This is a genomic window from Haloarchaeobius marinus (assembly GCF_051207415.1).
Classification (GTDB): Archaea; Halobacteriota; Halobacteria; order Halobacteriales; family Natrialbaceae; genus Haloarchaeobius.
In genome coordinates this window covers 13415-32300 of record NZ_JBPKGD010000008.1, presented here as the reverse complement: position 1 = coordinate 32300, position 18886 = coordinate 13415, and the positions used below count along the sequence as shown (strand labels likewise).

Annotated in this window: 21 protein-coding genes and 1 tRNA gene; 12 read left to right on the top strand and 10 right to left on the bottom strand. The window is 68.3% G+C overall.

Annotated features, from left to right (window positions below):
- Positions 1-34: 34 nt before the first annotated feature.
- Positions 35-1000 (bottom strand): GTP 3',8-cyclase MoaA, encoded by a 966-nt coding sequence (gene moaA / locus ACSC1W_RS20080; RefSeq protein ID WP_435349583.1) that lies wholly within the window; start codon positions 998-1000, stop codon positions 35-37.
- Positions 1001-1150: 150 nt separating this feature from the next.
- On the opposite strand from moaA, the gene ACSC1W_RS20075 reads away from it, so the two are divergent.
- On the top strand, positions 1151-2077 hold the full coding sequence (locus ACSC1W_RS20075; RefSeq protein ID WP_435349582.1) for a DUF7351 domain-containing protein: 927 nt from the start codon (positions 1151-1153) through the stop codon (positions 2075-2077).
- Between the two features lie 18 nt (positions 2078-2095).
- Here the strand turns inward: ACSC1W_RS20075 and ACSC1W_RS20070 are convergent, their stop codons facing one another.
- The 3 genes from ACSC1W_RS20070 to ACSC1W_RS20060 all read right to left on the bottom strand — a co-directional run bounded on the left by ACSC1W_RS20070 (position 2096) and on the right by ACSC1W_RS20060 (position 4862).
- Positions 2096-3289 carry an MFS transporter gene (locus ACSC1W_RS20070; protein ID WP_435349580.1) on the bottom strand — a complete coding sequence of 398 codons (1194 nt, stop codon included), beginning with the start codon at positions 3287-3289 and terminating at the stop codon, positions 2096-2098.
- 94 nt (positions 3290-3383) lie between these two features.
- Positions 3384-4112: an archaeal proteasome endopeptidase complex subunit alpha gene (locus tag ACSC1W_RS20065; RefSeq protein WP_435349578.1), complete on the bottom strand. Its 729-nt coding sequence runs from the start codon at positions 4110-4112 to the stop codon at positions 3384-3386.
- Positions 4113-4862 carry an Ntn hydrolase family protein gene (locus ACSC1W_RS20060; protein ID WP_435349576.1) on the bottom strand — a complete coding sequence of 250 codons (750 nt, stop codon included), beginning with the start codon at positions 4860-4862 and terminating at the stop codon, positions 4113-4115. It abuts the gene before it with no gap.
- Positions 4863-4976: 114 nt separating this feature from the next.
- Here ACSC1W_RS20060 and ACSC1W_RS20055 point away from each other — a divergent pair, with 114 nt between their 5' ends.
- The 3 genes from ACSC1W_RS20055 to ACSC1W_RS20045 all read left to right on the top strand — a co-directional run bounded on the left by ACSC1W_RS20055 (position 4977) and on the right by ACSC1W_RS20045 (position 6954).
- Positions 4977-6020: an Mrp/NBP35 family ATP-binding protein gene (locus ACSC1W_RS20055; RefSeq protein WP_435349574.1), complete on the top strand. Its 1044-nt coding sequence runs from the start codon at positions 4977-4979 to the stop codon at positions 6018-6020.
- Positions 6017-6262 (top strand): DUF7976 family protein, encoded by a 246-nt coding sequence (locus ACSC1W_RS20050; protein ID WP_435349573.1) that lies wholly within the window; start codon positions 6017-6019, stop codon positions 6260-6262. The genes ACSC1W_RS20055 and ACSC1W_RS20050 overlap by 4 nt, the downstream gene beginning before the upstream one ends.
- A gap of 71 nt (positions 6263-6333) precedes the next feature.
- Positions 6334-6954 (top strand): uracil-DNA glycosylase, encoded by a 621-nt coding sequence (locus ACSC1W_RS20045; protein ID WP_435349572.1) that lies wholly within the window; start codon positions 6334-6336, stop codon positions 6952-6954.
- A 2-nt stretch (positions 6955-6956) separates the two neighbouring features.
- On the opposite strand, the gene ACSC1W_RS20040 is transcribed toward ACSC1W_RS20045, so the two are convergent.
- The gene (locus tag ACSC1W_RS20040; RefSeq protein ID WP_435349571.1) at positions 6957-7163 is read right to left on the bottom strand and encodes a hypothetical protein; all 207 of its coding nucleotides are present in this window, start codon (positions 7161-7163) and stop codon (positions 6957-6959) included.
- Positions 7164-7252: 89 nt separating this feature from the next.
- Here ACSC1W_RS20040 and ACSC1W_RS20035 point away from each other — a divergent pair, with 89 nt between their 5' ends.
- From ACSC1W_RS20035 to ACSC1W_RS20025, 3 genes are all read left to right on the top strand, one after another.
- The gene (locus ACSC1W_RS20035; RefSeq protein ID WP_435349570.1) at positions 7253-8023 is read left to right on the top strand and encodes a DUF2064 domain-containing protein; all 771 of its coding nucleotides are present in this window, start codon (positions 7253-7255) and stop codon (positions 8021-8023) included.
- 26 nt (positions 8024-8049) lie between these two features.
- A tRNA-Ser gene (locus ACSC1W_RS20030) sits at positions 8050-8132 on the top strand.
- Between the two features lie 382 nt (positions 8133-8514).
- Positions 8515-8868 carry a DUF4112 domain-containing protein gene (locus ACSC1W_RS20025; RefSeq protein ID WP_435349569.1) on the top strand — a complete coding sequence of 118 codons (354 nt, stop codon included), beginning with the start codon at positions 8515-8517 and terminating at the stop codon, positions 8866-8868.
- Positions 8869-8873: 5 nt separating this feature from the next.
- On the opposite strand, the gene citE is transcribed toward ACSC1W_RS20025, so the two are convergent.
- Genes citE through glmS form a run of 5 tightly spaced genes read right to left on the bottom strand, consistent with a single transcriptional unit; the run spans position 8874 to position 14185 of the window.
- Positions 8874-9914: an L-malyl-CoA/beta-methylmalyl-CoA lyase gene (gene citE / locus ACSC1W_RS20020; RefSeq protein ID WP_435349567.1), complete on the bottom strand. Its 1041-nt coding sequence runs from the start codon at positions 9912-9914 to the stop codon at positions 8874-8876.
- A complete protein-coding gene (gene mch / locus ACSC1W_RS20015; RefSeq protein ID WP_435349565.1) occupies positions 9911-10954 on the bottom strand; it encodes a 2-methylfumaryl-CoA hydratase in 1044 nt (347 codons plus the stop codon). The genes citE and mch overlap by 4 nt, the downstream gene beginning before the upstream one ends.
- 45 nt (positions 10955-10999) lie before the next feature.
- Positions 11000-12286, bottom strand: a complete 1287-nt coding sequence (locus tag ACSC1W_RS20010; protein ID WP_435349564.1) for a methylaspartate ammonia-lyase — start codon at positions 12284-12286, stop codon at positions 11000-11002.
- Positions 12276-13745 (bottom strand): methylaspartate mutase subunit E, encoded by a 1470-nt coding sequence (locus ACSC1W_RS20005; RefSeq protein WP_435349563.1) that lies wholly within the window; start codon positions 13743-13745, stop codon positions 12276-12278. The genes ACSC1W_RS20010 and ACSC1W_RS20005 overlap by 11 nt, the downstream gene beginning before the upstream one ends.
- A complete protein-coding gene (glmS, locus tag ACSC1W_RS20000; protein WP_435349688.1) occupies positions 13745-14185 on the bottom strand; it encodes a methylaspartate mutase subunit S in 441 nt (146 codons plus the stop codon). The genes ACSC1W_RS20005 and glmS overlap by 1 nt, the downstream gene beginning before the upstream one ends.
- 155 nt (positions 14186-14340) lie before the next feature.
- Here glmS and mct point away from each other — a divergent pair, with 155 nt between their 5' ends.
- The 5 genes from mct (at position 14341) to ACSC1W_RS19975 (ending at position 18884) form a co-directional block, all read left to right on the top strand.
- Positions 14341-15531, top strand: coding sequence for a succinyl-CoA:mesaconate CoA-transferase (gene mct / locus ACSC1W_RS19995; protein WP_435349562.1), 1191 nt, complete (start codon positions 14341-14343; stop codon positions 15529-15531).
- A 56-nt stretch (positions 15532-15587) separates the two neighbouring features.
- A complete protein-coding gene (locus ACSC1W_RS19990; RefSeq protein ID WP_435349561.1) occupies positions 15588-15914 on the top strand; it encodes a DUF5785 family protein in 327 nt (108 codons plus the stop codon).
- Positions 15915-16057: 143 nt separating this feature from the next.
- Entirely contained in the window at positions 16058-16816 is a 759-nt protein-coding gene (locus ACSC1W_RS19985; RefSeq protein WP_435349560.1) for a GTP cyclohydrolase III, read from the top strand.
- Between the two features lie 94 nt (positions 16817-16910).
- Positions 16911-17492: a CBS domain-containing protein gene (locus ACSC1W_RS19980; protein WP_435349558.1), complete on the top strand. Its 582-nt coding sequence runs from the start codon at positions 16911-16913 to the stop codon at positions 17490-17492.
- Positions 17493-17621: 129 nt separating this feature from the next.
- Positions 17622-18884, top strand: coding sequence for an ABC transporter substrate-binding protein (locus tag ACSC1W_RS19975; RefSeq protein ID WP_435349556.1), 1263 nt, complete (start codon positions 17622-17624; stop codon positions 18882-18884).
- Positions 18885-18886: the final 2 nt, after the last annotated feature.

Sequence of the window (18886 nt, the reverse complement as noted above, 5' to 3'; positions counted from 1 at the left end):
TGCGACGGCGTCGCAACGTGCGCCTGGGCGGCGGTCAGTCGACAGTCTCGACGTAGTCGTCGTTGACCTCCCACTCGCCGTCGCCGTTCCGGACCATGTACTCGCCGTAGAAGGGGACCCGCCTGGCGACGGTCTCGCGGAACGTCTCGCGTATCTCGGGTTTGGTCATCTCACCCATCGGCCGCAGGTCGTCGTTCCGGTTGAGACACCCCTTCAGGTAGCCGTCGTGGGTGACGCGAACCCGGTGACAGTTCGCACAGAACGTCGGGTTCTCGACGGGGTCGACGATCTCGACCATCCCACCCTGCACCCAGTAGCGACGCCGGTCGTGCATCTCGCGGTGTTCGATGCGGTCGGCCTGCTCGGCCAACCAGTCGTGGACGCGGTCGATGTCGATTGCCCACTCCGGCTTGCCGACGAGTTCGGGCATGTACTCGATGAGTTGCAACTGGAGGCCGTCGTTCTCGGCGACGTGGTCGACCATCTGCGGGACGTAGCCGGCGGTCTGCTCGAAGACGACCATGTTCAGCTTCACGGGTTCCAGGCCGGCGTCGAGCGCAGCCTCGACGCCCTCGACGACCCGGTCGTAGGCACCGGACTGCGTGACGGCCGCGAACTGCTCGGGGTCGAGTGCGTCCTGCGAGACGTTCACCCGTTCGAGTCCGGCGTCGACCAGGTCCTCGGCGCGACCCGGCAGGAACGTGCCGTTCGTCGTCAACGAGACCTCCATCGAGTCCGGAGTGCGGCGGATTATCTCCTCGAGGTCCTGCCGGAGCATCGGCTCGCCACCTGTGAACTTCACGCTGTCGACGTCGAACTCCTCGGCGACCTCGAGGAACCGGACCACGTCGTCGGCGCTCATCTCGTGGTCCTGCGCCTCCATCGGCCCGCGCGTGTCGCCGAGCCCCTCGTTGTGGCAGTAGACGCAGTCGAAGTTACACCGGTCGGTCAGCGAGACGCGAACGCCGGTGACCTCGCGTCCGAACTCGTCTGAAAGCACGAGCCAAGTTAGCATCCCGTACCTATTAAGTTCAGTGTGTCGGAGAACGACGCCGGCCGTCGACCCCGCCCACCGAACGTCCAGTCCATCGACGGCGGTGGACGCTCAGGAGTCGAGAGGATTTTGAGTACCCGCACGCTACCACGGCGCATGGTCGACGAGACGGCGAGCGACGCCTTCCAGGCGCTCGGGAACGAGACGCGCATGACCGTCCTGCAGGCCCTCGTGGCCGACGGCCGCCCTGTCACCCGGTCGTTCTCCGCCCTGTTCGAGGCGACCGACGAGGACACCACCGCCGGGTTCGCCTACCACCTCCGCCAGCTGGTCGGTCCGTTCGTCCGCAAGCGGGCGGACGAGGACTACGAACTCACGGATGCCGGCCTCCGCGTCGCGCGGTCGATTGCCGCAGGCGAGTACACCGCGAGCGTGGACCGCGACCCGGTCTCGTTGCCGGAACCGTGCCCACTCTGCGGTGACGCCGAGCTAGCGGCGCGCGTCGCCGACAACGTGACGACCGTCGGCTGTGGGGCTTGCGAGCACGACCTGCTCGAACTACCGTTCCCACCGGCCGGCTACGCGACGCACGACGACGACGACCTGCCCGCCGCCTTCGGCCGGTACCATCGGCATCGCATCGGCTCGTTCGGCGACGGCGTCTGCCCGACCTGCGGCGGCGACGTGCTCGCCCGCATCGAGTGCGTGACCGACAGGGTGGACGAAGCCAAGGACGGAGACGACAGTGACACCGACGCCCCACCCGTCGTCACCGCCCGATTCGACTGCGGGGCCTGTGGCGACCGACTGCGCTGCCCGGTCGCGCTGACTGTTCTCGACCACCCCGGCGTGGTCGCCTTCTACCACGACCACGACGAGGACGTCACGGAGCGACCGGTGTGGAACGTCGGTGCCGAGTGGCGCGAGGCGGTCCTCTCGACGGACCCGCTCGCAGTCCGGGTGACGACGCACCTCGACGACGAGGAACTGGCGCTGTACGTGGGCCGGGACGCGAGCGTCGTCCGGACGACCCGGAACGAGGTCGAAGTCCCGGATGGGGTTCGACGCCGGTCGCCGGGGTGACGCCGCCGGCCACCCTGGTCAGGCCAGCGATTCCAGTTCCGTCGACGAACGTCCGAGGCGTCGCACGGCCGGGAGTGCGAGCAACGCGATGGCGAGTTCCAGTCCGCCGACGACGAGGAACGCCGAGAGGTAGTTCGCGGCGTCGACGACCAGTCCACCGAGGAGGAACCCGGTCAGGAACCCGAAACTCCCGAAGACGTTGAACCCGCCCATGGCGGCCCCACGCTGGGCGGGGTCCGCGAGGTCGGTCACGAGCGCCATCGTCGCCGGAGCCATCAGCGCCCCGCAGACCCCGGCCGCGACCATCGCGGCGACCGCCAGCGGGTAGACCGGCGCGACGCCGACGGCGACGATGGTCAGTCCGTAGACGACGGACCCGCCGACGACGGGGACGACCCGACCGATGCGGTCCGAGAGCACGCCGAAGGGATACTGCAACAGCGCGAACGGGAGGAAGAAACACGCCAGGGTGACCCCGGCCATCGCGGCGTCGAGGTCGAACGCGTCGCGGAAGTAGTAGACGCCGACGAGCGAGAAGAACCCGGCGGTCGACCGGTCGACGAAGCCGAAGACGTACGGGACGCCGAGTGCCGGTCGGTCCCCGAGTCGGTCGACGACCGCACCGAACCCGGGACTGCGCCCGGCCGTGCGGTCCGGAACCGTCGCGGCGAGGCCAGCGACGGCGAGGAGGACGACCGAGGCGCCGTACAGGGGTGCGAGGGGGTCGACCGAAGCCAGTTGTCCGCCGACGACCGACCCCAGGGCGGCCCCGAGACCGATGGCGATTCCGGCCGCGCCCATGTTCCGGCCGTGCCCGCCCGAGAGGTCCATCAGCATCGTGAGGGAGAGCGAGAACGCGCCGATGGTCGCCGCCCCGCCCACGACCCGGACGAGGAGGACGGCCTCGTAGTCCACGCCGACCGACGGGAGGAACGGCAGCACCAGATAGCTCGCGGCACCGCCGACGGCCCCCGCGACGACGAGCGGAACCCGCCTGCCGACGACGTCGCTCACAGCGCCCCAGACGGGCGCGAACACGACGAATGCCGCGAACTCGGCGACGAGGAACCACATCCCGGCACGGATGCTCCCGGGAGCACCGAGTGCGGCGACGAGGTCTTCGAGGCCGGGATAGAGGAACACCTGCGAGACGAGGACACCCCATACCACGAGGGCGAGGCGGCGGCGTTCGGACCCGGGACGCCCGTTCATACTGCTCTCTTGCAATCGAGGATACAAAACCCGTCCGTCATCGCACGGCCGGTCGTCGGGGGGTCCGAACCCTGCCCCGTCGCCTCGTCCGGCGTCACGACGCCCCGCCGAGGTGGCCGGCGACTGCCTCGTCGTCGAGGGGCCGGTAGCCATCCGCGTCCATCACGGCGACGCCCGTCGTCGCGGCGTCGAGGTCGGCGTCCGACCCGACGGCGAGCGCGTCGAGTGCGAGTCCGACGCCGTCGGCGGCGTCGAGGCCGTCGACGTGCTCGGTCTCCAGGTACTCGCGGATGGCGTCGCCCCCGCGGCCGATGGCCGTCGCTCGCCACTCCGAGGGCGTCCCGGACGGGTCCGTCTCGAACAGTCGCGGGCGGGCGTCGGCGTCGCCCCCTTCGTAGCCGCCGACGAGGAGTGCGACTCCGAACGGTCGCGACCCGCCGCTCTGGGTCGCCTCCTGGACGTCGTCGGCGATGGCCCTGGCCGTCGTCTCGACGCCCGGCGCCTCGCCGTACCGGAGTCGTTCCGACTGGGTGAACCGGCGTGCGCCGTCGACGAGGCGGCGGGCGTCGGCCACGTGTCCGGCGGAGGCGACGCCGAGTCGGCCGTCGACGTCGTGTAGCTTCTCCACGCTGTCGGGGTCGAGCAACGGCGACCGGACGCTGGCGTCCGAGGCGAAGACGACGCTTTCGTCCGTCTTCACGCCGACGGTCGCGCTCCCGCGACGCACGGCCTCGCGTGCGTACTCGACCTGGTACAGACGGCCGTCCGGCGAGAAGATGGTGTTCCCCCGGTCGTAGGCGCGCCTGTCGCTGTCGCCCCGCATCTACGCCACCTCCCCGGCGTCGTCGAAGGAGCCGACGTCGACGCCGTCGGCGGTGACCGTCGCCACGGTGATGCCGTTCCCGCTGGCAGTGTCTCGTTCGCTGGCGGCCGAGACTGCGTCTGCGACGAGGTCACGGGCCGCGTCGACGCTGTCGACCGTCTCGGCGCGACCCTCGAGGACGCCGTAGGCGACCTGCATCCCGCTGCCACCGGCGGCGTAGTCGGTGGCCACGACGCCGCCGCCACCGTCGAGTTCGTAGACCGCCGCCCCGTCGCCATCGACCTCGTCGGACTGCGTCCGGCGGGCCGACGTGCCCGCCGCGTCGACGCCGGCGAGCAGGACCTGTGCGGGCAGTCCCCGGACGAGGGACCCGGCGACGCTGGCGAGCGCCGTTATCGACATCGGGTCGCCGCGTCGTGCGTCGTAGAGATTCGCCTCGGCACGGAGCGTGTCCGCGAACGACTGGAGCCCCCCGACAGACCCCGAGAGCGCGACGACGCCGGTCGGGTGGACCCGTTCTAGCTTGTCGACGTCCTTGTTGGCGACGAACCGGCCGCCGAGGCTGGCGCGCTGGTCGGCCCCCACGACGACGGCGTCGTCCGTTGCGACCGCGACGATGGTCGTCCCGGTTTCGAGCACCGGGGCGTCCGTATCCACGGTGGCCACGTCGAACTCGGTCGCAGGTCCTGTTCCGGTCTCTCGTCCCCCCGGTTCGCGGCCGGTCCGGCTTCTGCACCTGGAATCTGGCATAGACGATGGCAGGACCCGACAGGGGAAAAGTGTTAGCTAAAATATATTTTAGCCGGTGCGACGACGGTTCGCGTCTCCGAAGCGCTTACCACGCGCTCGCCCGGAGGGACACCCATGGACGAAGACGCCGTGCTCGACCGGCTGCGCTCGGTCGAGGACCCCGACATGGAAGACGACGTGGTCACCCTCGGACTGGTGAACGACGTTACCGTCGACGACGACACCGTCGCCATCTCGCTCGCGCTCGGGGCGCCGTACTCCCCGACGGAGACCGCCATCGCGAACGAGGTCCGCGAGGCCCTGGCCGACACTGGACTGGAGGTATCGCTCTCCGCAGAGGTCGACACCGGCCTCTCGGGTGACGACCAGGTGTTCCCCAACGTCGAGAACGTCATCGCCGTCGCCTCCGGCAAGGGCGGCGTGGGCAAGTCGACCATGGCCGTGAACATCGCCGCCGGCCTCGCCGACATGGGCGCCAGCGTCGGCCTGTTCGACGCCGACGTGTACGGCCCGAACGTCCCACGGATGGTCGACGCCGACGAACCGCCGGGCGCGACGGCGGACGAGACGCTCGTCCCACCGGAGAAGTTCGGGATGAAGCTGATGTCGATGGCCTTCCTCGTCGGCGAGGAGGACCCGGTCATCTGGCGCGGCCCGATGGTCCACAAGGTGCTGACCCAGCTCTGGGAGGACGTCGAGTGGGGGCACCTCGACTACATGGTCATCGACCTCCCGCCGGGCACCGGCGACACCCAGTTGACCCTGCTCCAGACCGTTCCCGTGACCGGGGCGGTCATCGTCACGACGCCACAGGAGGTCGCGCTCGACGACGCCCGCAAGGGCCTGGAGATGTTCGGCAAGCACGAGACCGTCGTCCTCGGCATCGCAGAGAACATGGGCTCGTTCGTCTGTCCCGACTGCGGTGGCGAGCACGCCATCTTCGGCGAGGGTGGCGGCGAACGCTTCGCCGACGTCCACGACATGCCGTTCCTCGGGTCGGTCCCGCTGGACCCCGCCGTCAGGACCGGGGGCGACGAGGGCGAACCGGTCGTCCTCGACGAGGACAGCGACACCGGCGCGGCGTTCCGGACGATAACCGAGAACGTGGCGAACAACGTCGGCCTCGTTCGCCGGCGGGAGCACACCCAGGGCCGATGAGCGACGACGCCCCCGACCGCGCAGCCGACGCCAGATTCGAGCCGGACCCCGAGCGCGTCCGACTGCTCCGTGAGGTGGCCGACGACGTCAGGGGCGAGAGTTCGGAGTCAGAGCAACTCGCGAACGTCCTCTACCGGACCAGCGACATCTTCGACCCCGACGAGGAGACGACGCCCGAGGACGTGATCCGCAACGTCAAGTTCATCCTCGAGGTCAAGGAGCGCGGCGGCCTCGGTCGCTGACGCCGGTCGAGCACCGGCGACCCACGCCACGCTCCGAAGGGCTTACGCCCGGACCCGCCCTGTCCGTAGACGTGGACGCTACCCAGGACGAGTTCGCGAACCCGTTCGGCATGGACGACGCCTGCGAGAACTGCACCCTCTGCGAGCGTCGCGAGCGCGTCGTCCACGGCTACGGCGACGTGGGTGCGGACTTCGTGTTCGTCGGCGAGGGACCGTCAGGCGACGCCGAGCGGGCTGGCGTCCCCTTCGCCCACGACGAGCGGTTCGGGCGCATCCTCCAGCGCCTCGGACTCCGCCGGGTCGACGACGACCCTGCCGAACCGTCGGTCGCGAACGTCTTCTGTACCTACCTGACGCGCTGTCGCCACCCGGACCGCGACCCGACCGACGGGGAGGTCGCGACCTGCGAACCCTACCTGAACGCAGAGATACGGATGATAAACCCCGAGATACTCGTCCCCGTCGGCCAGCGCGCCCTGACCGAACTCGGGACGGAGTACACGACCACCTCGGCGGCCGACCTCGACGTCGAGACGCACCACGCCGAACCGATACGCGGGCGGGGGTTCGAACTCGTCCCGATGCGCGCCCCCGAAGACATGACCGACGAGCACGCACAGACGTTCGTCGAGAACTTCGCATCGCTGATGGCGTCGGACTACCGCCAGACGAAGGGCCGCCAGGAACGGTGAGCCTACCAGTACGGCGTCGAGAGCCACCCGCCACCGCGGGTACCCACGACGCCGAGGCCGACGAGCACGAGAACGACGAACGCGATCGTCGCCACGGCCGCGACGACGCCGATAGCCGACAGTCCGGTCCCCAGTCCGACCAGCGCGCCGAGGGCCGCGACGGCGATACACAGCGGGACGAGCACACCGAGTGCCTGCAGCCAGTCCATGTCAGAGGAACCGGGCGCACCCGTCTTAATTCCCCACGATACCGGCCGAGAACGGCGGCTTGAAGGTCCCGGGCGCGACAGGTTCGGACATGACACTCGTGGTCGTCCTCGCCGACCCGCCCCGCGACGGACTGGTCTTGTCCCGACTCTCCGAGACGTCGTCGCTCTCACCCCCCGAGGCCACCGACTGTTACGAGGCGATGCTCGCCGACGCCATGCTCGCCGCCGAGCGCTCAGGGGGTGACCTTCTCGTCAACTACCGCTCCGACGACGACCTCCCCGACGAGTTCGTCACCGACGAACCAGCCGAGGAGTCAGTCAGGGCCGTCGCCGAGGAGGCCCTCACGAGCACGGCCGACGTACGCTTCGAGGTGCAGGTCGGGTCGACGTGGGACGGCCGCGTCGGAAACACCGTCTCGCACCTCCTGAGGGAGGAGGGCGAGAGCTCCGTCCTCGTCCTCGACGGGCGGACGCCGCTCCTCGGCCGCAAGGACATCGACAGCGCCGCCATGAAACTCCGGAGTTCCGAAGTGGTCGTCGGTCCGGCTACCGACGGGCGCGTCTGGACCACGGCCTTCACCGACCCCATCGACTTCGACGGCGCGTTCGCCCAACCGGCCGTCGAGACGCTGGTCGACCGGGCCGTCGACGCCGGCCTCGACGTGGACTTCCTCCCGACGTACCGCACAGTCGAGACCGGTGCCGACCTCGCCGACGTGGTCGCCCACCTCAACGCCCGCCGGCGCGCCGGCCGCATCGTCCCCGAGCACACGACGGCGTTCGTCGACGACCTCGGCCTGCACGCGGTCGAGGATGGCGACGGCCTGTCCCTGGTCCGGGGAAAGACCGACAGGTCTTAGAAGACCAGTCGAGAATCACCGTACGTGGTGAGGTGGCGGAGCGGCCTATCGCGCCTGCCTTGAAAGCAGGTGGCGTCATGCCTCCTGGGTTCGAATCCCAGCCTCACCGTGTCTGCGAGTCACGGACGTGACGAGCGACGGGTCCACGCTGGATTCGAACCCTGTCAGTCGCAGCGGCCGAGCGTAACGAGGCCGACCGTCTGACTCCGGTTCGAATCCCAGCCTCACCGTCCTGCGACGAACGAACGTGAGGAGTGGACGGTATCCGACGGGATTCGCATCAGGGAGTGGAGCGAACGACGTGAGCGAAACGACCGTGGTTCGAATCCTAGCCTCACCGTCCTGCGACGAACGAACGTGACGAGCGACGAGGATATGCGAAACAGACGGCTCAACCGGACCGCGGGTTGCCACTGAAAGGCGAGTTCCCCGGGCGGACGTGTTCGACCCACGACCTTATGCGCTCTCGTCTCCAACCAGACTACCCACCGATGCCAGTACGAGAACCCAGCCATCCGGCGGTCAGACGGACAGAGCAGGTTTCGTGGCTGCTGGACGAAGCCATCAGAATCCCCGGGACGAAGCGCCGAATCGGTCTGGACACGATGGTCGGCCTCCTCCCGGTGGCCGGCGACGTCGTCACGGCCATCGTCTCGCTCTACATCGTCGTCGAGGCGTGGATCGCGGGAGCGAGAAAGCGCGTCCTCGGCCGGATGCTGGTGAACGTTCTGGTCGACGTCACGGTCGGTTCCGCCCCGGTCGTCGGCGACGTGTTCGACGCAGTGTGGAAGGCCAACGTGCGGAACCAGGAGTTGCTCGAACGGGAACTGTCCGAGACAGAGTAGGCCGGTCAGTCCCAGGACGTGTCGACGGTCAACGCGCGCTCCAGTAGCGTCTCGTCGTACATCTCGTCGGTCTGGTCCGGGTGCGCGTCGTCGATAGCCCGGACCGTCTCGACGGTGTTGACGAAGTTCTTGAAGGTCGCCTCGTCGACCATCTGTCCCTCCACGGTGACCGCTCCGGTTCCACCCGACTTGGCCTCCTGGAACGCCTCTATCTTCCGGACGTCCCGGTCGAGTTCCTCGCTCGTCGGCATGTGGATGCGGTTGGCCTGCACGGTCTGTTTCGGGTAGAGCGACCACGACCCGTCGAGGCCGACGGCGGCCTCGCGCTCGACGTGGTCCGCGTAGCCGTCGCCGTTGTAGAAGGTGACGCCGGCGCGCTCTGTGAACAGGCGGTCGTACGGGCCGCCGATCGCGACCAGGTCGCCGGCGCTGGCCTCGTTCGAGAGGTCTTCGAGAAGGCCGTCCCAGGTGGGACGCTCGCCGCCGAGTTCCCGGCCGCCGAGTTCCGCGGTGTAGTCGACCGGACCGAACACCAGCGCGTCGAGTCGGGAGTCGGACCCGAACATGGCGATCTCCCTGAGGTCCGACTTCGCCTGCGCGGTCTCGACGATGACGGCGAGGCCGACCGAGCCGTCCTCAAAGCCGAACTCGCGCTCCGCATCGGCGACGACCGAGGCCGCGTTCACGACGTCGTCGAGTCGACCCACCTTGGGGACGACCACGCCGTCGACGTACTCGCCGACCTCGTCGACGATGGTCCGTATCTCCTCCCGGCCCTGCTCACGGGTGGCCTCGTCGTCGTAGGCCCACTGGACGCGGGGCCATATCTGGCCGGGAAACTCGTCGGCGGTCCCGGGGAGTCGGTCGACGACGTTCGCCAGCCCCTCGGCCTTCATGTCCGGCGCGGTGCCGTCCTCGAGGTCGGGGACGAGCCAGTCGGGGCACTCGAACCCCTCGCTGTCGAGGGCGCTGTCGAGGTACTTCGCCGTGTTGTCCCGGGGAACGGCGGCCGGTGCGGTCTGGAAGGTTCGTGCGAGGTCTGTCATCTCTGGATGAGTGTGCGACGGGTGCCCGAGTAGACGGGTTCGTCGTGCTGGTTGAACGCGACGTGTTCGAACGTGACGGTGCCGGCGTCGTCGTGGGTGCCCTCGGCGTCGACGACCCGTGTGAAGCCGTAGATGGTGTCTCCGGGGGTGACGAACGTGTGGAAGCGCTCGTCGTCGCAGCCGAGTTCGCGGTAGGTGGCCTCGTCCGAGCGGGCGTGCCCGAGCGCGACCGACCGCGTGACGTCGCCGTAGGCCACGATGTCGCCCGACGGCGAGTCGGCCATCACGTCGACGTTGTGGTGCTGTTTCGCCGTGTTGAGCGTGACGAGCGGGAGCGTGGCGACCATGACGTCGTCCATCGTCCGCCCGCGTTCGTGCCGGTAGGCGACGGCGGCGTCCCGGTCGTCGGCCTCGTCGAGGGCCGACCGGAAGTCGGAGAACCGGTCGCCGTCGGGGGTGACGAACGCCCCGGGCACGTCGGGGCCGTCGTCGCCATCGGGTTCGACGGACTCGCCGCCGTCGGTGGCGACGGGGTCACGTCGGGGAATCATGTTCGTCCGCTCGTAGCTGACCAGCGTCTCGCCGGTCTCGGCGTCGCGCCCCTCCGTCGCCCAGGTGACGATGCCGTACTCTGGGCGCGAGGAGGAGGTGCCCGTCGACTCCACGGTCGATTCGACCCGGAGTTCGGTGCCCGGGTACACCTCTTGGTCGTGATACCGGACGTTCGTCCGGCCGAGGAAGTAGCCGCCCTTCTCGGAGAGGTCCTCGACGGTCGGGCCCATCACTGCCGCGAGCAGGTAGTCCGGGTGGACCGGTGGGCGCTCGAAGCCCCGGTCGCGTGCCGCGTCGGTCCGCCAGTACGCCGGGTCGTGGTTGAGCGTCTGGCTTGCCCACAGTTCGTTCGCGTGCGTCGAGAGGACGAGTCCGGGGTCGTGCTCGATGGTCTCGCCCTCGGCGAAGTCCTCGAAGCAGTTACCCTTCTCGCGCGTTTCGACGCGGTTCAGTACGGTCTCGAACGTGTTCTCGTCTGTGTAGTCCATGTGTCGTCTATCGTGTTCGGAAGTCGCCGTCTGCCCTGAACTCGACTAGTCGTCGGCCGCTGCCTCCGGTGTGGTCCGGAGTCGGGCGAGCGCCCGGCGCATCTCGTTGGTTACGACCATGAAGCCCTCGTCGAAGCCCATCCCGGGCTTGGCGAGCGTCTGGGCCGCGTCCGTCGCGAGCGCGACGTGCGCACAGGCCCGGGCCGAGGTGACCGTCTCGTTGCAGGTGCCCCCGAGGTACGCGCGGGTGTCCGTCCCCTCGCAGTACCGGACGGCCTCGGCCGAGCGCTGGACGCCGCCGAGGTCGGGCGTCTTCACCTGCACGAGGTCGGCCGCGCCCTCGTCGACGAAGGCGCGAACGTCCTCGAAGGTGTTGCACCACTCGTCGGCGACGACGTCGACGTCGACGCCGGCGTCGGCGAGGCCGTCGCGGAGTTCGGCCATGGCGTGAATCTGTTCCTCGCGGCCGCCGGCGTCCATCGGGCCCTCGACCTGCACGTCGAACGGACCGGCCGCGGCCTCGAGGGTCGAGAAGTAGTCCGTCACCTCGGCGCGGTCGTACGGCGGTCCGAAGACGTCGCCGAGAACGCCGTAGACGTCGACGTGGATGGTCGGGTCGTAGCCGTCGGGCCCGAGTTCGGGTGCGCGGGTCGCCAGCCACGCCACGTACTCCCGGAGCCCCTCGCCTTCTGCACCGACCTTCTCGACGCTGTTGAACAGGCCGTGTGGGAGGACGGGGACGCCCTTGATCATCATCTTCTCGGCGTTGACCCGGCGGTCGTCGCCGGACTGGCCGAAGACGGGAACCGGGTCGGTCGCCGGCGTCGTCCCCATCGCGTCCGCGAGCACCTCGGTCATGGTCGTCCCCGAAGCCCGCGCCGCCGCGGCGAGCAGGGCCTGCGAGACGCCGTACCTGACCGCGGTGTGGAGCTGTCCGTCCCGGTCCGGGTCGTCGGTACCGGACCGCTCCGCCGGGAGCGACTCGACGAGGGCCGCGTTCTCGGCGAACTCGGTGACGTCTCGACCGCGAAGTTCGCTCGCGACGGTCCCCTCGACGACCGGCCGATACGTCTCGGCCCGGAACAGCGGGTCGCGCCCGCCGGCACCGGAGTACTGGACGGCACAGCAGTCGCCGGTGACGACGCTCCCGTCCTGGAGTTCCAGTTCGACCACGAGGGCCTCGCCGGCCTCTCGGATGGAGTCGAATCCGGGGGTCGTCGGGTCCCCGTCGTAGGCGAAGCCGTCGTGTTCGGCCCCGTCCTTGATGGCGCGCTGGTCGTCGAAGAAGAACCCGGAGACGGCCGGTATCGCCCGGACCCGTTCAATCTGCACGCGTCTCACCTCCCTCCCGTCCGGCACCGTCGCCGCCTGTCGGTCGGCCGATGAGTTTCCCGTCGCTGATGGCGTCGACGTCGTCGGCGACCATCCGGAACGACTGGCTCCGGCCCTCGGTCTCGGCGCGGTCGGCCAGTCGGGCAGCGTGAATCTCCTTGATGTCGTCGTCCATCGCGAGTTCGCCCCACTCGAAGATGCGGACCCTGCCGTCGTCGTCCCGGGCCGGGAGGACGGCGCTGTGAGCCGCGTCGCTCGGCGCGAACGGCACGTCCAGCGCCCCGGAGGCGAACGCCTCGATGGTCCCCCGGGCGACGTCGCCGTCGCCGTGGGACTCGATGGCCTCCATGAGACAGCGGGTCTCGCGCTCGATGAGGTCCTGTTCCTCGTCGACCCCGTCTAGGGAGATGTCCTGCTCGACGACCATGTCGATGAGCTGGCGAGTCGTCCGCAGGCCGGCCGCGTTGGCCTCCTTCGTCGGGACGCCCTGGAACTCCTGTGGCGACTTGGTGATGACCTTGTCGGGTCGCGCGATGGCCGCCGTCGTCCCGCCGAGGCCGATGACGCCGTTGGCGCGAGCCTCGTCCGGCGGGAAGCCGCCCATCCACTCGTGGAAGACGGTGGTGACCGTCACCTCGTCGGGGAGGTACTCGTTGCCGAGCGCCCGGAGCGCCCGGAGCGCGGCCACGTCCTGAACGACGTTGCCGACCTGGCCGTAGCCGAGGGTGACGCTCCGGACGCCCTGCGTGGCCGCCAGTTTGCCCTCGACCAGCATGATGGCGATGGCGATCGAGGGCGGGACGAGCGTCCCGGTCAGCGGTCCGAACGGTTCGCGGTTGATGGTGACCCCGCGCTCGGTGTACGCGCCGGCGAGCCGGTCGACGTACTGCCAGTGTTCGATGGTCTCGGCGAGGTCGCGCTCCTTCGTGTACGGGATGTTGTACGAGATGGGACCGCCCTCGAAGCTCTGGAACCCGCCCGCGAACGTGACGGCCGCGAGCAGGCGCGCGTCGGGCGTGCCGTGTCGAACCTCGATGGGTGCGTCGACGGACTCGACGAGCGTCCGACAGCCCTCGACGCCGTGGTTGACGGCGGGGAAGCCGTTGAGGGTGTCCTCGTCGGTCTCTCTGGCCTTCTCCAGACCCTCCTCCGCCTTCTCGTACTCGTTGTCGCGCGTGTAGGAGTCGATGGTCGTCGGGAGGAGGTCGGCCCCGCCCGACTCGTGGAGGTGGGTCAGCAGGCGCGACTGGTCGTCGAGCCGTGGGACGCCGGCGCGTGGCTGTAGCAGCGGCCTGTCCGCGGATTCGAGCACGTCGGCGAAGCGCTTGTGCGCCGGCAGTGACTCGTGGTAGGCGATGGCCTCCTCGAAGTCGACAGCCGCACCGGTCGGCCAGTCGTCACGGATCCGGTCGTCGATGCGTTGCAACTCGTCGGCCGTGAGGCGTTCGTCGCGTGTCATCAGGCCTGGACTCGGTCGTACTCGGCTTCGCGAGTGGAGATACCCAGGTCGCGTTCGAGCGACCTGATGACCTCCTCCGGTGTCGTCTCCGAGTCGAAGACGCGGTCGAATCCGAGCGCCCGGAACGTCTCGCGGGTCCGCTCGAAGTCGTCCTGCCCGACGGCGAGGTTACCACCGATGTAGGTGGTCGCGTCGACGTCTTCCCGTGCCAGAAGCTCGGAGAAGCCCTGACAGTCCTGCTCGGCGTGCCCGTACAGCGACGAAACGAGTACAGCCTCTGCGTCTTTCTCCTTCGCTGCCGCCGCGAACTCTTCCTGAGAGGTCTGGACGCCGAGGTTCTCGACCTCGAACCCGGCGGCGGAGAGCGCCTGGTCGAGGATGGTGATTCCGACGACGTGTGCGTCGGAGCCGATGACACCGAGGATGACTGTCGTGGGCATGCAGTGTTCAACAAGTTGCATGAACAATCCTTAAAGATAATGGTTTTTCATGATAATACTCCTTATACACCTTAGGCACCCCCAGTGAGAAGGAACCACACTATCATGATTTATCCGGAAGGTTTTAGCGCCGCGACGGGGTCGTTCTGACTATAATGGGTGCGCTCGAAGACGTCACGGTCGTCGACCTCACACAGGTCCTCGCCGGTCCGTACTGTACGATGCTGCTCGCGGACATGGGTGCGGACGTCGTGAAGGTCGAGCGACCTGGCGGCGACCTCATCCGACCGAACCCACCGTTCGCCGAGGACGCGGACGAGGAACCGTACGGGGGCTACTTCCAGTCGGTGAACCGTGGCAAGCGGTCCGTCGAACTCGACCTCGGGGACAAACGCGACCGCGAAGACCTCCTCACACTGGTCGAGACCGCCGACGTGCTCGTCGAGAACTACCGCGCCGGGACGATGGAGAAGTTCGACCTCGGGTACGAGACGCTGAAGGAGCGGAATCCGGAACTGGTCTACTCCTCCATCCGTGGCTTCGGCGACCCGCGGACCGGTGCGACCGACCGGCAGGGCCAGCCGAGTTTCGACCTCATCGCACAGGCGCTGGGCGGCGTGATGGAGATCACCGGCCAGGAAGACGGCCCGCCGACCAAGGTCGGTCCGGGCATCGGCGACCTGTTCACCGCCGTGCTCAACGCCGTCGGCATCCTCGGGGCACTCCACCACCGCGAACGGACGGGCGAGGGGCAGTACGTCGATACCGCGATGTACGACGCGATGGTCTCGATGTGCGAACGGACCGTCTACTACTACTCCTACACGGACGAGGTGCTGACCAGGCAGGGCAACTCGCACCCGACCCTGTTCCCGTACAACTCGTTCGAGACGGCGGACGGGCACGTCGTCGTCGCCGCCTTCTCCGACGGCCACTGGCGCGTCCTCTGCGAGACGATGGACCGCCCGGACCTCGTGGCGGACTACCCCGACGCGGCGTCGCGCTTGCGCGACCGCGACCACCTTCGGGAGGAGATAGCGACCTGGACCCGGGAGTACACCGAGGCGGAGGTCGTCGACGCCCTGGAAGGCGACGTTCCCGTCGCGCCCGTCCAGGACACCGCCGACATATTCGACGACCCGCACGTCCACGCGCGAGAGATGCTCGCCGACGTCGAACAACCCGGGGCCGGCCGGGACGTGACCGTCGCGGGGTGTCCAATCAAGCTTTCCGAGACGCCGACCGGTCCGCAGGGGCGGGCCCCGCTACTCGACGAGCACCGCGACGAACTGCTCGGGTCGGCGGCGGACGACGACGAACGCGGTCGGGCCACCGGCGACGACTGACGGCACGACCGGCCGTTTCGGAAACCCTTTTGCGGGTACCGTCCACACGGGCAGGTATGAGCAACGAGTGGCCCCACGACCCCGACGGCGAGGAGGGGAGCGAGGGCATGCGCAAGTACGGCATGGCCATCCTGGCGAAGAAACTCGACGAGGACGAGGACTTCCCGCTGCAGGCGGCCGACTTCGTCGAGGAACACGGCGACGAACCCGTCCGCCTCAACTCGAAGCGCGTCGTCAGCGTGGCCGACATCTTCGAACACGTCGCCGAGGACGAGTTCGAGGACATGGTCTCGTTCCACAAGGCGGTCGGCAAGGCCATGCGGTCCGGCGGGTTCTGGGAGTTCCACCCGAGGGCAGGCGAGTCCAACGTCAAGCACGCCTGAGACGAGCGCCCGCCCGCCCGGACGGTCGTCCGGCGACGCGACCGGAACGTGAGATGCGGCCACGACAGCGTTTCTCACCCGTCGTTTCCCGGCATCCGGGTTAGTTCGACTTATATCGCTGGACCCGTAACCCTCGCCTACCAGTGACGAACACGCAGGTCACCCTCATCCAGATCGACAACTACGGGCCGTGGACCGTCACACCCGAGCCTCGACGCGAGGTCGACCTCCAGACGCTCCAGTCCCGTCTGTACGCCGACCTCTCGCAACTCGTCGGCAACCGTGACGGCTACGTTTTCTTCACCCGGTTCGACAACATGGTCGCCGTGACTAACGGACTCGACGTCGACGACCACCGGCTCATCCAGGAGTCGGTCCGGAACCGGTACCCCGTGACCGTCAGCTTCGGCATCGCCACCGGGACGACGCCCGTGCAGGCCCTCTCCGACGCGACCGACCTCCTGCAGGAGGCCGGGAGCGCCCAGGACAAGTCCCGCCGAGAGATACTCGACGGCCGGGTCGTCGAGGAGGAGTTCCGGACGGACGACGACGTCCACGTCGCCCACTTCGACGTCAACGACGCCACCGGCAAGTACACCGACGAACTCGACGCCTTCGGTGCGTTCATCCACATCGAGCAGGCGTACGCGTCGCTGATGCGGTACATGTACGAGGCGAACGACGCGCTCTCGTTCTTCGTCGGCGGCGACAACGTCATCGCCGTCTGCCCGGACCTCGACGAGCGCGACTACGCCGACGCCATCGAGTACGTCCGCGAGGAGACGGGCATCCCCCTGAAGGTGGGCGTCGGCGAGGGGCGCAACGCCCACCGGGCCGGCATCGCCGCGAAGCACGCCCTGGAGGTGTGCCGGGCGGACGGCACGCTCGTCGAATTCGACTGAAGACGGCAGGTTTCCGTAACTTGGATTGTTCGCACGACGAACGCATAAAGGTAGTGCAGGTAGCTTTTAATCCGGCCATGCCAAATCTTCCCACATGGAACGCGACGTATCGATTCGTGACGTGACTCCACGGGAGTTCGTGGGCGTCAGCGAGGCAGACTCCGTCCGTAGCACGGTCGAACTCATGCACGAGGAGGACGTAGGCAGCGTCCTCGTCATGCGAGGGAGTTCCCCGGTCGGTATCATGACCGAACGGGACGTACTCGAGATGGTCGCGACGGACCGGGACCCCGAATCGACGACGGTCGACGAGGTGATGTCGAACCCGGTGGTCTCAGTCGACGCCGACCGGTCGCTCGCCGACGCGGCCGACGTGATGTCCCGGGAGGAGATACGGAACCTCCTGGTCACCGAGGACGCCGACGGCACCATCGTCGGCGTCCTCACCGAGCGAGACGTCATCGACGCCGCCGGCACCCTGCAGGCGTCACGCTCGCTCCCTGACGACGCGAACCCTGCAGGGGTCGCGTCCACGTCCTCGTCCGTCGACTCCGAGGCGACCGCGAGCACCGACGGTTACGGGACCCAGGGCGTCTGCGAACTGTGTGGCGCGCTCTCGGAGTCCCTGTACGACGCGAACGGTCAACTCGTCTGTTCTAACTGCCGGCAGGTCTGACGGCCACGTCACCCGCGTCTGGGTGTTCTCCCGTCACCGCAAAATTCGCCGACGGCCCGGAGCCTTCCTGCCGACACGTGCGCACGAACGGAGGCAAATTTATAACTGAGGGGCCAGTACGACGCTATCATGGCACGTGAAATTCAGCGGCGCGATGTGCTAAAGGGTGCAGGTGCGGCAGGTATCGTCGGTCTCTCGGGCTGTCTCGACAGCCTCGGTGGTGGCGGGGGCGGTGGCTCCCGCTCCATCCAGTACGGTGTACTGGCAGCCGAAACGGGCGACCTCTCCTCCGTGGGCATCCCGATCCGCGACGCGGCGACGCTCCCGGGGAAGCAACTGAACAACAACTCGGACTTCGGTACCGAGATCGACTTCCAGGTCGAGGACACCGCGACCACCCCCCAGACCGGTATCAACGCGGCGAACACGCTCGCAAACGCGGGCTATCCCGCCATCTCCGGTCCGCTGTCCTCGGGTGTGAACGTCCCGGTCTGCAACCAGGTGCTTGTTCCGAACGAGGTCGTGGGGTGCTCGCCGTCGAGCACGACGCCGACCCTGACGGACCTCGAGGACGACGACTTCATCTACCGGACGTGTCCGAGTGACGCGCTGCAGGGCCAGGTGCTCGCGCAGGTGGGTGCCGAGGACCTCGGCGGGAGCACCGCCGCGACGCTGTACATCAACAACGACTACGGGCAGTTGCTCTCGCAGTCGTTCGCCAGTTCGTTCGAGAACAACGGCGGAACCGTCCAGACGCAGGTGTCCATGGAGAGCGAGCAGTCCTCGTACACGTCGCCGCTCCGGCAAGCGCTGTCGGACAACCCGGACGTCCTCGTCGTCATCGGCTACCCGGCGTCCGGCATCCAGCTGTTCACCGACTACTACGCGGACTTCTACAACGACGGCAACTCGGAGCAGGTCCTCGTCACGGACGGACTGAAGGACCCCGACATGCAGGAGCAGGTCGGCAACCCGATGGAGAACGTCACCGGGACCGCTCCCAGCGCCGCCGGTCCGGCCCGCGACGAGTTCAACAGCCTCTACCAGGACGAGTACGGGGAATCCCCGGGCATCTTCACCGCCCAGTCGTACGACTCGGGTGCGGTACTCATCCTCGCGAACGCCGCGGCGGGCGAGAACTCCGGCGCGGCCGTCAAGGCAGAGATGCGCAACGTCGCCAACCCCGGCGGCATGGAAGTGACGCCGAACAACCTCGCGGAGGGCGTCCAGGCCGCGATGGACGGCGAGGAGGTCCAGTACCTCGGCGCCTCCAGTTCGGTCAACTTCGACGACAACGGTGACATGGGTGCCGTCGCCTACGACGTCTGGGAGTTCGCACCCGGCACCGAGTCGGGCGTCGAAGTCACCGACACCGTCAACTTCGAAGCGTAGAA